This window comes from Streptomyces sp. NPDC031100 (assembly GCF_055570785.1).
The window spans coordinates 715,484-728,450 of sequence record NZ_JBVIGN010000003.1; the positions used below are offsets into that span (position 1 = coordinate 715,484).

At 69.4% G+C, this 12,967-nt stretch carries 12 protein-coding genes; 11 read left to right on the forward strand and 1 reads right to left on the reverse strand.

What is annotated here, in order from left to right; all coding sequences use genetic code 11:
• Positions 1-49: 49 nt before the first annotated feature.
• Together ACZ5DS_RS11135 and ACZ5DS_RS11140 are read left to right on the forward strand one after the other, a co-directional pair.
• The gene (locus tag ACZ5DS_RS11135) at positions 50-448 is read left to right on the forward strand and encodes a RidA family protein (protein WP_468236048.1); all 399 of its coding nucleotides are present in this window, start codon (positions 50-52) and stop codon (positions 446-448) included.
• Between the two features lie 39 nt (positions 449-487).
• Entirely contained in the window at positions 488-1,006 is a 519-nt protein-coding gene (locus tag ACZ5DS_RS11140; protein WP_468236051.1) for a GNAT family N-acetyltransferase, read from the forward strand.
• A gap of 7 nt (positions 1,007-1,013) precedes the next feature.
• On the opposite strand, the gene ACZ5DS_RS11145 is transcribed toward ACZ5DS_RS11140, so the two are convergent.
• Positions 1,014-1,595, reverse strand: a complete 582-nt coding sequence (locus tag ACZ5DS_RS11145) for an adenylosuccinate lyase (RefSeq protein ID WP_468236053.1) — start codon at positions 1,593-1,595, stop codon at positions 1,014-1,016.
• 377 nt (positions 1,596-1,972) lie between these two features.
• On the opposite strand from ACZ5DS_RS11145, the gene ACZ5DS_RS11150 reads away from it, so the two are divergent.
• The 9 genes from ACZ5DS_RS11150 to pssA all read left to right on the forward strand — a co-directional run bounded on the left by ACZ5DS_RS11150 (position 1,973) and on the right by pssA (position 12,908).
• A complete protein-coding gene (locus tag ACZ5DS_RS11150) occupies positions 1,973-3,778 on the forward strand; it encodes a 3-hydroxyacyl-CoA dehydrogenase family protein (protein WP_468236056.1) in 1,806 nt (601 codons plus the stop codon).
• Positions 3,779-3,905: 127 nt separating this feature from the next.
• Positions 3,906-4,745, forward strand: coding sequence for a TetR family transcriptional regulator (locus tag ACZ5DS_RS11155; RefSeq protein ID WP_468236058.1), 840 nt, complete (start codon positions 3,906-3,908; stop codon positions 4,743-4,745).
• Between the two features lie 426 nt (positions 4,746-5,171).
• Positions 5,172-6,509, forward strand: coding sequence for a crotonyl-CoA carboxylase/reductase (gene ccrA, locus ACZ5DS_RS11160; protein WP_468236430.1), 1,338 nt, complete (start codon positions 5,172-5,174; stop codon positions 6,507-6,509).
• Positions 6,510-6,518: 9 nt separating this feature from the next.
• Entirely contained in the window at positions 6,519-8,546 is a 2,028-nt protein-coding gene (locus ACZ5DS_RS11165) for a protein meaA (RefSeq protein WP_468236060.1), read from the forward strand.
• Positions 8,543-9,502 carry an HpcH/HpaI aldolase/citrate lyase family protein gene (locus tag ACZ5DS_RS11170; protein ID WP_468236063.1) on the forward strand — a complete coding sequence of 320 codons (960 nt, stop codon included), beginning with the start codon at positions 8,543-8,545 and terminating at the stop codon, positions 9,500-9,502. The genes ACZ5DS_RS11165 and ACZ5DS_RS11170 overlap by 4 nt, the downstream gene beginning before the upstream one ends.
• Positions 9,503-9,517: 15 nt before the next feature.
• Positions 9,518-10,030 carry a MaoC family dehydratase gene (locus ACZ5DS_RS11175; RefSeq protein WP_019757884.1) on the forward strand — a complete coding sequence of 171 codons (513 nt, stop codon included), beginning with the start codon at positions 9,518-9,520 and terminating at the stop codon, positions 10,028-10,030.
• Positions 10,031-10,033: 3 nt separating this feature from the next.
• Positions 10,034-11,239 carry an acyl-CoA dehydrogenase family protein gene (locus ACZ5DS_RS11180; RefSeq protein ID WP_031168227.1) on the forward strand — a complete coding sequence of 402 codons (1,206 nt, stop codon included), beginning with the start codon at positions 10,034-10,036 and terminating at the stop codon, positions 11,237-11,239.
• 171 nt (positions 11,240-11,410) lie between these two features.
• A complete protein-coding gene (locus ACZ5DS_RS11185) occupies positions 11,411-12,067 on the forward strand; it encodes a phosphatidylserine decarboxylase (protein WP_116145093.1) in 657 nt (218 codons plus the stop codon).
• Positions 12,068-12,089: 22 nt separating this feature from the next.
• A complete protein-coding gene (gene pssA, locus ACZ5DS_RS11190) occupies positions 12,090-12,908 on the forward strand; it encodes a CDP-diacylglycerol--serine O-phosphatidyltransferase (protein WP_468236432.1) in 819 nt (272 codons plus the stop codon).
• Positions 12,909-12,967 lie beyond the last annotated feature (59 nt).

Sequence of the window (12,967 nt, forward strand, 5' to 3'; positions counted from 1 at the left end):
TGACGGCCCGTCGGGGGCGTTGTCGGACCCGTGGTCCACCATGGAGCCCATGAGTGAACCGACCCGGATCCCCGCCCCCGACGGGGTCGCCCCCGCGGCCCAGTACAGCCACGTGGTCACCGCGACAGGCCGTTTCGTCGCCGTCTCCGGCCAGCTCGCCCTGGACGAGGACGGCAAGCTCGTCGGCGAGGGCGATCCGGCCGCGCAGGCCCGGCAGGTGTTCGAGAACCTGAGCCGCTGCCTGGCCGCCGCCGGGGCCGGCTTCCAGGACGTCGTCAAGCTGACCTACTTCGTCACGGACGTGGCGTACCTGCCGGCGATCCGCGCGGCCCGCGCCGCGTACATACCCGACGACCGGCTTCCGGCGGCCTCGGCCGTCCAGGTGGCCGCCCTGGTCGCTCCGGAGTTCCTGATGGAGGTCGAGGCGATCGCGGTGGTGGGCGAATAATCACGGGCGCTCGTGGAAGCGGCTCCCTAGGGTGCGGCCATGGACGACCGGCTCATACACATCCGCCCGATGACCCTCGCCGACTGCGACCGCGTCTCGGAGATCCGCATCCGGGGCTGGCAGCACGCCTACCGCGGGCTCATGCCGCAGCCGTATCTCGACGCGCTCAGCGTGGCGCAGGACGCCGAGAAGCGGCGGGCCTGGTTCGTCCAGGGGAACGGCTCGGTGGTGAACCTGGTCGCCGAACGGGACGGCGCCATCGTCGGCTGGGCGGCGCACGGGCCGTACCGCGACGGTGAAGTACGCACCGGGGACGCCGAGTTGTACGCCCTCTACCTCGATCCCGCGCACATCGGCAGCGGGGTCGGGCGGGCGCTGCTGACCGAGTCCCTCGAGCAGTGCGCCCGGCACCCGCGCATGTTCCTGTGGGTCCTGAAGGAGAACGCACGCGCCCGCCGCTTCTACGAGCGGGCCGGCTTCCGTGCGGACGGCGCCGAGGAGCCCTTCGACGTGGACGGCGTGGCCGTGCCCGAGGTGCGGTACGCCAGGGGTCGCTGAGCGGGCGTCACGTCTGCTTCTGCTGCGGGATGCGGGCCAGGGCGTGCACGGCGGCCTCGGCGAGCGCCGGATGGGCGAGGGCCTCGTTCAGGACGCGGCGGGCGCGGCCGTCGCCGAGGGTGCCGAGGCCCTCCACGCAGGCGAGGGCCACCCGCCGGTACGGGTCGTGCGGGCGCAGCCGCCGCTCCAGGGTGGTGATCAGCGCGGGCACCGACTCGGGGGCGCGCAGCTCGGCCAGGAGCCGTACCGGGTGCAGGGCGTAGGCGACGCGCAGTTCGTTGGTGGCGAGGGCGGCGGCCGCGCGGGCCGTGCGCGGGTCGCCGAGCCGGGCGAGGGCGTGGGCGGCGGAGGCGCAGCGCGGCGGGTCGCGGTGGTTGAGCAGCAGGACCAGGGACTCGAAGGCGCGCCGGTCGCCGGCGACACCCAGCCGGAACGCGGCCAGCTCCCTGGCCCACAGCGGCTGTCCGGGCGCGGTGAGCACCTCCGCCAGTTCGTCGTGGTCCTCGGTCGCCAGCAGCCGGTCGTACGCCGCCGAGCCGCGCGACTCCTGCCGTACGCGTTCCGTGAGCGATCGCAACTCTTCGTCCACGACGACCAGCGTAGGCGGGTCACACCCGTGGAGGGAGCTACATCACAAACTCGGACCGGCACAGGTATGGCGCGCTCGTTACCCGCCGGTTAAGCTCATACGAGCGAGTTACCCACTCGCGGATCCGCTGACGACGGTTTGGTGACGCAGCCGTCGTGAGCGCTGGTCGGTTCGGTACATCGGTACCGCAGTACGACCCGGCTCCGGGACAGGGCCGGTCGGATTCAGCCGCTCCCGGGCGTGTGCACGCCCGCGGCGACAGCACCGGGCGTGTGCGCTTGCAGCCCGGCAACACCCGCACTCCTTTCCGCCCCGGCGTGCGCCCCTGGCGCACCCGGCGCGTTCCCAGTCGTCACCCTCATTCCTGGAGTCCCGCGATGGCCACTCCCCTGTCCGACACCCCTCTGTCCCCGTTCAAGACGATCGCCGTCGTCGGCCTCGGCACCATGGGCACCGGCATCACCGAAGTCCTCGCGAAGGCCGGCCGCGAGGTGATCGGCATCGACATCAGCGAGGCCCAGGCCGCGCGGTCGCTCGCCGCCCTGGAGGCCGCCACCGCCCGTGCCGTCGAGCGCGGCCGGCTGACCGAGCAGGAGCGCGCCGGCGCCCTCGCCCGGGTCCGCACCTCCACCGACCTCGCCGCGGCGGCCGACGCCGACCTGGTCATCGAGGTGGCCCCGGAGTCGTACGAGATCAAGCACCAGATCTTCCGCGCACTGGACGACATCGTCCGCCCGGAGACGATCCTCGCGACCGGCACCAACGCCCTGTCCGTCACCCGGCTCGCCGCGGACTCGGCCCGCCCGGAGCGCGTGCTCGGCCTGCACTTCTTCAACCCGGCCCCGGCGATGAAGCTGGTCGAGGTCGTCTCCTCGGTGCTGACCGCGCCGCAGGCCGTCGCCTCCGTCACGGATCTGGCGATCGAACTGGGCAAGGAGCCGGTCGCGGTCGGCGACCGCCCCGGGTTCGTCGCGGACGGACTGCTGTTCGGCTACCTCAACCAGGCCGCCGCGATGTACGAGGCCCGGTACGCCTCCCGTGAGGACATCGACGCGGCGATGCGGCTCGGCTGCGGTCTGCCCATGGGCCCCCTCGCCCTGCTGGACCTCATCGGCATCGACACCGCGCGCACGGTCCTGGAGGCCATGTACGCCGAGTCCCGCGACCGGCTGCACGCCCCCGCCCCGATCCTGAAGCAGCTCAGCGAGGCGGGCCTGACCGGCCGCAAGTCGGGGCGCGGCTTCTACACGTACGAGGCTCCCGGCAGCGCCACGGTCGTGCCGGACGCCCTGACGCCCGCTTCCGGCGGCCAGGAGTCCACCGGCCGGCCGGTCCGCTCCGTCGGTGTCGCGGGCTCCGGCACGATGGCCTCGGGCATCGCCGAGGTGTTCGCCAAGGCGGGCTACGACGTCGTGCTCGCCGCCCGCAGCGAGGAGAAGGCCCAGGCCGCCAAGGCGCGTATCGGCAAGTCGCTTTCGCGCTCTGTCGACAAGGGCCGGATGACCGCCGAGGCCGCCGCCGAGACCCTGGACCGGATCATCCCGGCGGGCTCCTACGACGCCTTCGCCGAGGTCGACCTGGCGGTCGAGGCGGTCGCCGAGGACCTGGAGGTCAAGCGGCAGCTGTTCGCGACGCTGGACAAGGTCTGCAAGCCGGGCGCGGTGCTCGCCACCACCACCTCCTCGCTGCCCGTGGTCGCCTGCGCCCGCGCCACCTCGCGCCCGCAGGACGTGATCGGCATGCACTTCTTCAACCCGGCCCCGGCGATGAAGCTGGTCGAGGTCGTCCGCACCGTCCTGACGGCCGACGACGTCCACGCCACCGTCCGCGAGGTCTGCGCGAAGATCCGCAAGCACGCCGTGGACTGCGGCGACCGGGCCGGGTTCATCGTGAACGCGCTGCTGTTCCCGTACCTCAACAACGCGATCAAGATGGTCCAGGAGCACTACGCGTCCCTGGACGACATCGACGCCGCGATGAAGCTCGGCGGCGGCTACCCGATGGGCCCCTTCGAGCTGCTGGACGTCGTCGGCCTGGACGTCTCGCTCGCGATCGAGAAGGTGCTGCACCGCGAGTTCCGCGACCCCGGGCTGGCCCCGGCCCCGCTGCTGGAGCACCTGGTGGCCGCGGGCTGCCTCGGCCGCAAGACCGGCCGCGGCTTCCGCGAGTATGCCCGCCGCTGACGGCGTCGGCGACTGGTTCGACGGTGCCCCCGAGGGCGCGGACTGGGGCGGACTGCTCGACCGGGCCTTGGGACCCCCGCCCTTTGTGGGCGGGGGAAACCCCGGACCTGCGCATCGAGCTGCGGACATGCAGTACGTTCAGGTCATGTCCCAGCCCGCCAAGTCCTCACGTACACCAGCCACGCCGGACGCACCGGAAAGTGCCGCAGGCAGTCGCGCCGCCGCCCAGCGGCTGAAAATGCGCCGAGAACTGGCGGCCGCAGCGATGGAACTGTTCGCGACCAAGGGGTACGAGGCGACCACCGTCGACGAGATCGCGGCCGCGGCCGGGGTCGCGCGCCGCACCTTCTTCCGCCATTTCCGCTCCAAGGAAGAGGCGATCTTCCCGGACCACGACGACACGCTGATCCGTGCCGAGGCGGTCCTCAACGCCGCCCCGGCGCACGAGCACCCGCTCGACACCGTGTGCCGCGGCATCAAGGAAGTCATGAAGATGTACGCGGCCCGGCCGGAGATCTCGGTCGCCCGCTACAAGCTGACGCGCGAGGTGCCCACCCTGCGCGAGGCCGAGATCGCCTCGGTGGCCCGCTACGAGCGCCTGTTCACCCGCTATCTGCTCGGCCACTTCGACGAGCACGCGCACGCCGACGACGCCAACGACGACCCGCTGCTCGCCGAGGTCGCCGCCTCCGCCGTCGTCACCGCCCACAACCACGTCCTCAGGCGCTGGCTGCGGGCCGGCGGCCAGGGCGACGTGGAGGCCCAGCTCGACCACGCCTTCGCCATCGTCCGCAAGACCTTCGGCACCGGCATCGGCGCCGGACGCGGCTCGGCGCCCAAGCCGGCCGCCGCCACGGCCCCGGCGACGGTCTCCGCGCACGGCGAGGTGCTCGTGACGGTCGCCCGCACGGACGCTCCGCTGGACGAGGTCATGCGCACCATCGAGGAGGCGCTCAAGGAGCGCTGAGCGGGCCCTGAGCGACGTTCCCGCCTGTGACAACGGCCACCCCACCGGGTGGCCGTTTTGGCATGTCAGGGGCCCTTTTCCGGCAGATTTCAGAAGCCGTTCGATCGATCATCGCTCATTTGTTACGTAAAGATTTCATCTGAGGCCAGCTTCTGGCACTCAGTGCCTTGCGGCCTGACACGCGGTGTCATACGTTGAAGGAGTCCGGGCGGCCGGCGCGCAGAGACCATTCGCGCGTCGGCTGTCCCAGCAAGCCGATGGCCTGCACGCCCGGACGCCTGCGTCACAGGCAACCTCCCGCGCCACAAAGCGCTGCCGAAGCACCACCCGCCGAACCGACGGCACCACCCAAAACCCTCAGCAGCACCGACGACCCCTCAGCGCCCCTCCCTCAGGGCGCGAACCGCCGGAGGCAACACCGTGACCGTGAAGGACATCCTGGACGCGATCCAGTCGACGGACGCCACGTCCGCCGACTTCGCCGCCCTGCAGCTTCCCGAGTCGTACCGCGCGATCACCGTGCACAAGGACGAGACGGAGATGTTCGCGGGCCTGCAGACCCGTGACAAGGACCCGCGCAAGTCGATCCACCTGGACGACGTGCCGGTGCCCGAACTGGGCCCCGGCGAGGCCCTGGTGGCCGTCATGGCCTCCTCGGTCAACTACAACTCGGTGTGGACCTCGATCTTCGAGCCGCTGCCGACGTTCGGTTTCCTGGAGCGCTATGGCAAGCTCAGCGAGCTCACCAAGCGCCACGACCTGCCGTACCACATCATCGGCTCCGACCTCGCGGGCGTCGTCCTGCGCACCGGCCCGGGCGTGAACGCCTGGAAGCCCGGTGACGAGGTCGTCGCGCACTGTCTGTCCGTCGAGCTGGAGTCCAGCGACGGCCACAACGACACGATGCTCGACCCCGAGCAGCGCATCTGGGGCTTCGAGACCAACTTCGGCGGCCTCGCCGAGATCGCACTCGTCAAGTCCAACCAGCTGATGCCGAAGCCCCAGCACCTCAGCTGGGAGGAGGCCGCGGCCCCGGGCCTGGTCAACTCCACCGCCTACCGCCAGCTGGTGTCCCGCAACGGCGCCGGCATGAAGCAGGGCGACAACGTCCTGATCTGGGGCGCGAGCGGTGGACTCGGCTCGTACGCCACCCAGTTCGCGCTCGCGGGCGGCGCCAACCCGATCTGTGTCGTCTCCAGCGACCAGAAGGCGGACATCTGCCGGTCCATGGGCGCCGAGGCGATCATCGACCGCAACGCCGAGGGCTACAAGTTCTGGAAGGACGAGCACACCCAGGACCCCAAGGAATGGAAGCGCTTCGGCAAGCGCATCCGTGAACTCACCGGCGGCGAGGACGTCGACATCGTCTTCGAGCACCCCGGCCGCGAGACCTTCGGCGCCTCGGTGTACGTCACGCGCAAGGGCGGCACCATCGTCACCTGCGCCTCCACCTCGGGCTACAACCACGAGTACGACAACCGCTACCTGTGGATGTCCCTGAAGCGGATCATCGGCTCGCACTTCGCCAACTACCGCGAGGCCTGGGAGGCCAACCGGCTCGTCGCGAAGGGCAAGATCCACCCGACCCTGTCCAAGGTCTACTCCCTGGAGGAGACCGGCCAGGCCGCCTACGACGTGCACCGCAACCTCCACCAGGGCAAGGTCGGCGTGCTGTGCCTCGCCCCCGAGGAGGGCCTGGGCGTGCGCGACGAGGAGCTGCGCGCCAAGCACATCGACGCCATCAACCGCTTCCGGAACGTCTGAGAGCCCTAGATGACAGAGCGTCAGAAGGACCGTCCGTGGCTCATGCGGACGTATGCCGGCCACTCGACGGCCGAGGCGTCCAACGAGCTGTACCGGCGCAACCTCGCCAAGGGCCAGACCGGTCTGTCGGTGGCGTTCGACCTGCCGACGCAGACCGGCTACGACCCCGACCACATCCTCGCCCGCGGCGAGGTCGGCCGGGTGGGCGTGCCCGTATCGCATCTTGGTGACATGCGCCGCCTTTTCCAGGACATCCCCCTGGAGCAGATGAACACCTCGATGACGATCAACGCCACCGCCATGTGGCTGCTGGCGCTCTACCAGGTCGTCGCCGAGGAGCAGGGCGCGGACATCACCAAGCTCCAGGGCACGACCCAGAACGACATCGTCAAGGAGTACCTGTCCCGGGGCACCCATGTGTTCCCGCCGGGGCCGTCGCTCCGCCTGACGACGGACATGATCGCGTACACGGTCTCCCACATCCCGAAGTGGAACCCGATCAACATCTGCAGCTACCACCTGCAGGAGGCCGGGGCCACGCCGGTGCAGGAGATCGCGTACGCGATGTCCACCGCGATCGCCGTCCTCGACGCCGTGCGCGACTCCGGCCAGGTGCCGCAGGAGCGCATGGGCGACGTGGTGGCCCGCATCTCCTTCTTCGTGAACGCGGGCGTCCGCTTCATCGAGGAGATGTGCAAGATGCGGGCGTTCGGCCGCATCTGGGACAAGGTGACGCGCGAGCGGTACGGCATCGAGAACCCCAAGCAGCGCCGGTTCCGTTACGGCGTCCAGGTCAACTCCCTCGGGCTGACCGAGGCGCAGCCGGAGAACAACGTCCAGCGCATCGTGCTGGAGATGCTGGCCGTGACGCTGTCGAAGGACGCACGCGCGCGTGCGGTGCAGCTGCCCGCCTGGAACGAGGCCCTGGGCCTGCCCAGGCCCTGGGACCAGCAGTGGTCGCTGCGCATCCAGCAGGTCCTCGCGCACGAGAGCGATCTGCTGGAGTACGAGGACATCTTCGCGGGCTCGCACGTCATCGAGGCCAAGGTGGACGCCCTGGTCCAGGAGTCTCTCGCCGAGATCGACCGGATCCAGGAGATGGGCGGCGCGATGGCGGCCGTCGAGTCCGGCTATCTCAAGTCGCAGCTGGTCGCCTCGCACGCCGAGCGCCGGGGCCGGATCGAGTCCGGGCAGGAGAAGATCGTCGGCGTCAACATCTTCGAGACGACCGAGCCGAACCCGCTCACGGCCGACCTGGACACCGCGATCCAGACGGTCGACCCGGCGGTCGAGGCCCAGGTCGTCGAGGCGATCGGACGCTGGCGCGACACGCGCTACCAGCCGCCCTTCAACCACCCGCGCCCGTGCAAGGCGCTGGAGCGGCTGAAGGAGGCCGCCAAGGGCACCGGCAACCTCATGGAGGCCACCCTGGAGTGTGCCCGCGCCGGGGTCACGACCGGCGAGTGGGCGGGGGCGCTGCGCGAGGTGTTCGGCGAGTACCGGGCGCCGACCGGGGTCTCCTCGGCTCCGGTGGCCGTCCCCGTCGAGGCGGGCTCGGCACTCGCCGAGGTGCGCGCCAAGGTGGACGCCACCGCCCGCGACCTGGGCGCCGGCAAGCTGCGCTTCCTGGTCGGCAAGCCGGGCCTGGACGGGCACTCCAACGGCGCCGAGCAGATCGCCGTGCGCGCCCGTGACGCCGGTTTCGAGGTCGTCTACCAGGGCATCCGGCTCACGCCGGAGCAGATCGTGGACGCGGCCCTCGCCGAGGACGTGCACGCGGTCGGCCTGTCCATCCTCTCCGGCTCGCACGCCCAGCTGGTCCCGGACGTGCTGGAGCGGCTGCGTGTGGCCGGTGCCACAGATATACCGGTGATCGCCGGTGGCATCATCCCGAATGGTGACGCCGAGGACCTCCGGGCCGCCGGAGTGGCCGCGGTCTTCACCCCTAAGGACTTCGACATAACCGGAATCATCGGCCGCATCGTCGACGAGATCCGGAAAGCGAACAAGCTCGACCCCCTGGAGGTCCCCGCATGACCGTCAACCGTCTGCGTCCCCGCCGCTCGTGTCTCGCGGTTCCGGGAAGCAACCCGCGCTTCCTGGAGAAGGCGCAGGGCCTCCCGGCGGACCAGGTCTTCCTCGACCTGGAGGACGCGTGCGCCCCGCTCGCCAAGCCCGAGGCGCGCCACACCATCGTCAAGTTCCTCAACGAGGGCGACTGGACCGGCAAGACGCGGGTCGTGCGCGTCAACGACTGGACGACCGAGTGGACGTACCGCGATGTCGTCACGGTCGTCGAGGGCGCGGGCCAGAACCTCGACTGCATCATGCTGCCGAAGGTGCAGACGGCCGAGCAGGTCGTCGCCCTCGACCTCCTGCTGACCCAGATCGAGAAGACGATGGGCTTCGAGGTCGGCAAGATCGGCATCGAGGCGCAGATCGAGAACGCGCAGGGCCTGAACAACGTCAACGCGATCGCGCAGGCCTCCCCGCGCGTCGAGACGATCATCTTCGGCCCGGCCGACTTCATGGCCTCCATCAACATGAAGTCGCTGGTCGTGGGCGAGCAGCCGCCCGGCTACCCGGCGGACGCCTACCACTACATCCTGATGAAGATCCTGATGGCCGCCCGCGCCAACAACCTCCAGGCGATCGACGGCCCCTACCTGCAGATCCGCAACGTCGAGGGCTACCGCGAGGTCGCCCAGCGCGCCGCCGCCCTCGGCTTCGACGGCAAGTGGGTGCTGCACCCGGGCCAGGTCGAGGCGGCCAACGAGATCTTCTCGCCCTCGCAGGAGGACTTCGACCACGCCGAGCTGATCCTGGACGCGTACGACTACTACACGTCCGAGGCGGGTGGCAAGAAGGGCTCCGCGATGCTCGGCGACGAGATGATCGACGAGGCCAGCCGCAAGATGGCCCTGGTCATCTCCGGCAAGGGCCGCGCCGCCGGCATGCAGCGCACCAGCAAGTTCGAGATTCCCGCCAGCTAAGGAGCCCTGAGCGCGATGCAGTTCGGACGCACCTACGAGGAGTTCGAGGTCGGGGCGACGTACAAGCACTGGCCGGGCAAGACGGTCACGGAGTACGACGACCACCTGTTCTGTCTCCTCACCATGAACCACCACCCGCTCCACATGGACACGAACTATGCGGAGAAGACGACGGACTTCGGCAAGAACGTCGTCGTCGGGAACTACATCTACTCCCTGCTGCTCGGCATGTCCGTCCCGGACATCTCCGGCAAGGCGATCGCCAACCTGGAGATCGAGTCGCTCAAGCACGTGGCGCCGACCTTCCACGGCGACACGATCTACGGCGAGACGACCGTGCTCGACAAGTGGCCGTCCAAGTCGAAGAACGACCGCGGCATCGTCTACGTCGAGACCAAGGGCTACAAGCAGGACGGCACCCTGGTGTGCGTCTTCCGCCGCAAGGTGATGGTGCCCACCGAGACGTACATCAAGGAGCGCGGCGGCGAGCAGCCGGGCCGTCCCGAACTGAAGCAGCAGGAGAAGTAAGCCATGGCCCGTCTCGCCCAGACCGCCGGTCTGACCGACGTCCAGCAGGAGATCCTCTCCACGGTTCGGGACTTTGTCGACAAGGAGATCATTCCTGTCGCGACCGAGCTGGAGCACCGCGACGAGTACCCGCAGCAGATCGTGGACGGCCTGAAGGAACTCGGCCTCTTCGGTCTGATGATCCCCGAGGAGTACGGGGGCCTGGGCGAGTCGCTCCTCACCTACGCGCTGTGCGTGGAGGAGATCGCCCGTGGCTGGATGTCGGTGTCCGGCATCATCAACACGCACTTCATCGTGGCGTACATGCTCAAGCAGCACGGCACGCAGGAGCAGAAGGACCACTTCCTGCCGCGCATGGCGGCCGGCGACATCCGGGGCGCGTTCTCGATGTCGGAGCCGGGCCTCGGCTCGGATGTGTCGGCGATCACGTCGAAGGCGGTCAAGGACGGCGACGAGTACGTCCTGAACGGCCAGAAGATGTGGCTGACGAACGGCGGCACCTCCTCGCTGGTGGCCGTCCTGGTCCGAAGTGACGAAGGACACCCCGAGGGCACCGCGCCCCACAAGTCGATGACGACCTTCCTGATCGAGAAGGAGCCCGGCTTCGGTGAGGTCCGCCCCGGCCTGACCATCCCGGGCAAGATCGAGAAGATGGGCTACAAGGGCGTCGACACCACCGAGCTGATCATGGATGGCCTGCGGCTACCGGCCGATCGGGTGCTCGGCGGCGTCACCGGCCGAGGTTTTTACCAAATGATGGACGGCGTGGAGGTCGGCCGCGTCAACGTGGCGGCGCGCGGCTGCGGCGTCGCCCAGCGCGCCTTCGAGCTCGGCGTCCAGTACGCCCAGCAGCGGCACACCTTCGGCAAGCCGATCGCCCAGCACCAGGCCATCCAGTTCAAGCTGGCCGAGATGGCTACCAAGGTCGAGGCCGCGCATGCCATGATGGTCAACGCGGCACGCAAAAAGGACTCCGGGGAACGAAACGACCTCGAAGCTGGGATGGCGAAGTACCTCGCCTCCGAGTACTGCAAGGAGGTCGTGGAGGATGCCTTCCGGATCCACGGCGGCTACGGCTTCTCCAAGGAGTACGAGATCGAGCGCCTCTACCGGGAGGCTCCGATGCTGCTGATCGGTGAAGGTACCGCCGAGATCCAGAAAATGATCATCGGGCGCAGGCTGCTCGAAGAGTATCGATTCCAGGGCTGATTGTCCGAGTACGGGGTGTTTTCTTCGAGAAGAAGATCACACCCCGTAGGCGGCCTTCGGCCGCCGACTCGGCTTCCTGGCTTGCCCAGTTGCAGCCCGCGACCGGTACGATCCCCGGAAAGCCGCCGTCCCCCTGTTAGAGCGCGGCATCATCCGCTACGAAGGTCATCCATGCCCCACAGCCAAACCTCTGCACATCGAGACAGCCTGGCCGGCGTACGCCTCGCGCGCGGAGCATCGCCGTGGCTTCTCCCGACCGTCGCCACCGCAGCCGTCAGCCTCCTGCGCGCGCGCCGCTCCGGCGCCGCCAAGGCCGTCGCCGTACCCGCCACCGCGCTCGCGGCGGGCATGCTGTGGTTCTTCCGCGACCCGGAGCGCGAGATCGCCCAGGGCCGGGTCATCTCCCCCGCCGACGGTGTGGTGCAGAGCATCATGCCCTGGAAGGACGGGCGCACCCGCGTCGCGATCTTCATGAGCCCGCTCAACGTCCACGTCAACCGCGCGCCCCTCGCGGGCACGGTGACGTCCGTCGAACACATCCCCGGTGGCTTTGTTCCCGCTTTCAACAAGGAGAGCGAGAACAACGAGCGCGTAGTCTGGCATTTCGACACCGAACTCGGCGACATCGAGATGATCCAGATCGCCGGCGCGGTGGCCCGCCGCATCGTGCCCTACATCCCGGAGGGCACGAAGGTCGAGCAGGGTGACCGTATCGGTCTGATCCGCTTCGGCTCGCGTGTCGACCTCTACCTGCCCGAGGGCGTGGAGGTCGCGGTCGAGGTCGGCCAGAAGACCGTGGCTGGGGTGACTCGCATTGACCGTGATTGATCCGGAGACCCAGGCGGGCTGGGTGCCCGAGGCCGACGAGGTGGACGAAGAAGAGGAGATGCCCCTCTCTCTGCGCCTGTCGATAGCGGACACCCTCACGCTGGGCAACGCCACGTGCGGCTTCATGGCGGTGTACTTCACCACCACCGGCATCCTGATCCCGCACCTCACCGACAGCCAGGAGTCCGGTATGGCGCGCAACAGCGCGGCCACGGCGGTCATCCTGATGCTGTGTGCTGCGGTGTTCGACCTGTTCGACGGCCTCGTGGCGCGCAAGCTGCGCTCCTCCCCCATGGGCGCCGAGCTGGACAACCTCTCGGACCTGATCAGCTTCGGTCTGGCGCCGGCGTACTTCGTGCTGGTCTACGGCATGGTCGCGGACGACGCGTACCAGAAGGTGGCGGCGGTCGGGGCAATCGTGGTGCTCCTGGCCGTGGTGCTGCGTCTGGCGCGCTTCTCGTGCGTGACGCCGACGAACGGCATGTTCCAGGGCATGCCCTCGCCGTTCGGCGCGCTGACGGTCGTCTCGATCGTGCTCCTGGAGCTGCCCTTCTTCGCGACGCTCCTGGCGATCCTCGGCACGGCCTGGCTGATGGTGAGCCGGGTCGAGTACCCGAAGCCGCGCGGCCGTCTCGCCGTGGCCATGCTGTCCTGGATCGTCCTGTCCATGGGCCTCCTGACCGCCTGGGCCTTCGACGCCCCGAGCGGTCAGCTGCTGCTCCAGACGGGCTGCGCCCTGCAGCTGGTCATGGGCGCGGTGATCCCGCTGTTCGCCACGGCCCGCCGGGTGAACAACTTCCGCGACAACCGCCGTGAGGCGAGGACGGCGCAGCTGCCGTAACGCTCACGCGTGAGGGCCCCGGACCTGGTTGGTCCGGGGCCCTTTTCGCTGTCTGACCG

Coding starts and splice junctions, on each gene's coding strand:
- ACZ5DS_RS11155 (WP_468236058.1), top strand. CDS start 3,906: ATGCAGTACGTTCAGGTCATGTCCCAGCCCGCCAAGTCCTCACGTACA.
- ACZ5DS_RS11180 (WP_031168227.1), top strand. CDS start 10,034: ATGGCCCGTCTCGCCCAGACCGCCGGTCTGACCGACGTCCAGCAGGAG.
- ACZ5DS_RS11175 (WP_019757884.1), top strand. CDS start 9,518: ATGCAGTTCGGACGCACCTACGAGGAGTTCGAGGTCGGGGCGACGTAC.
- ACZ5DS_RS11150 (WP_468236056.1), top strand. CDS start 1,973: ATGGCCACTCCCCTGTCCGACACCCCTCTGTCCCCGTTCAAGACGATC.
- ACZ5DS_RS11135 (WP_468236048.1), top strand. CDS start 50: ATGAGTGAACCGACCCGGATCCCCGCCCCCGACGGGGTCGCCCCCGCG.
- ACZ5DS_RS11165 (WP_468236060.1), top strand. CDS start 6,519: ATGACAGAGCGTCAGAAGGACCGTCCGTGGCTCATGCGGACGTATGCC.
- ACZ5DS_RS11140 (WP_468236051.1), top strand. CDS start 488: ATGGACGACCGGCTCATACACATCCGCCCGATGACCCTCGCCGACTGC.
- ACZ5DS_RS11185 (WP_116145093.1), top strand. CDS start 11,411: ATGCCCCACAGCCAAACCTCTGCACATCGAGACAGCCTGGCCGGCGTA.
- ACZ5DS_RS11170 (WP_468236063.1), top strand. CDS start 8,543: ATGACCGTCAACCGTCTGCGTCCCCGCCGCTCGTGTCTCGCGGTTCCG.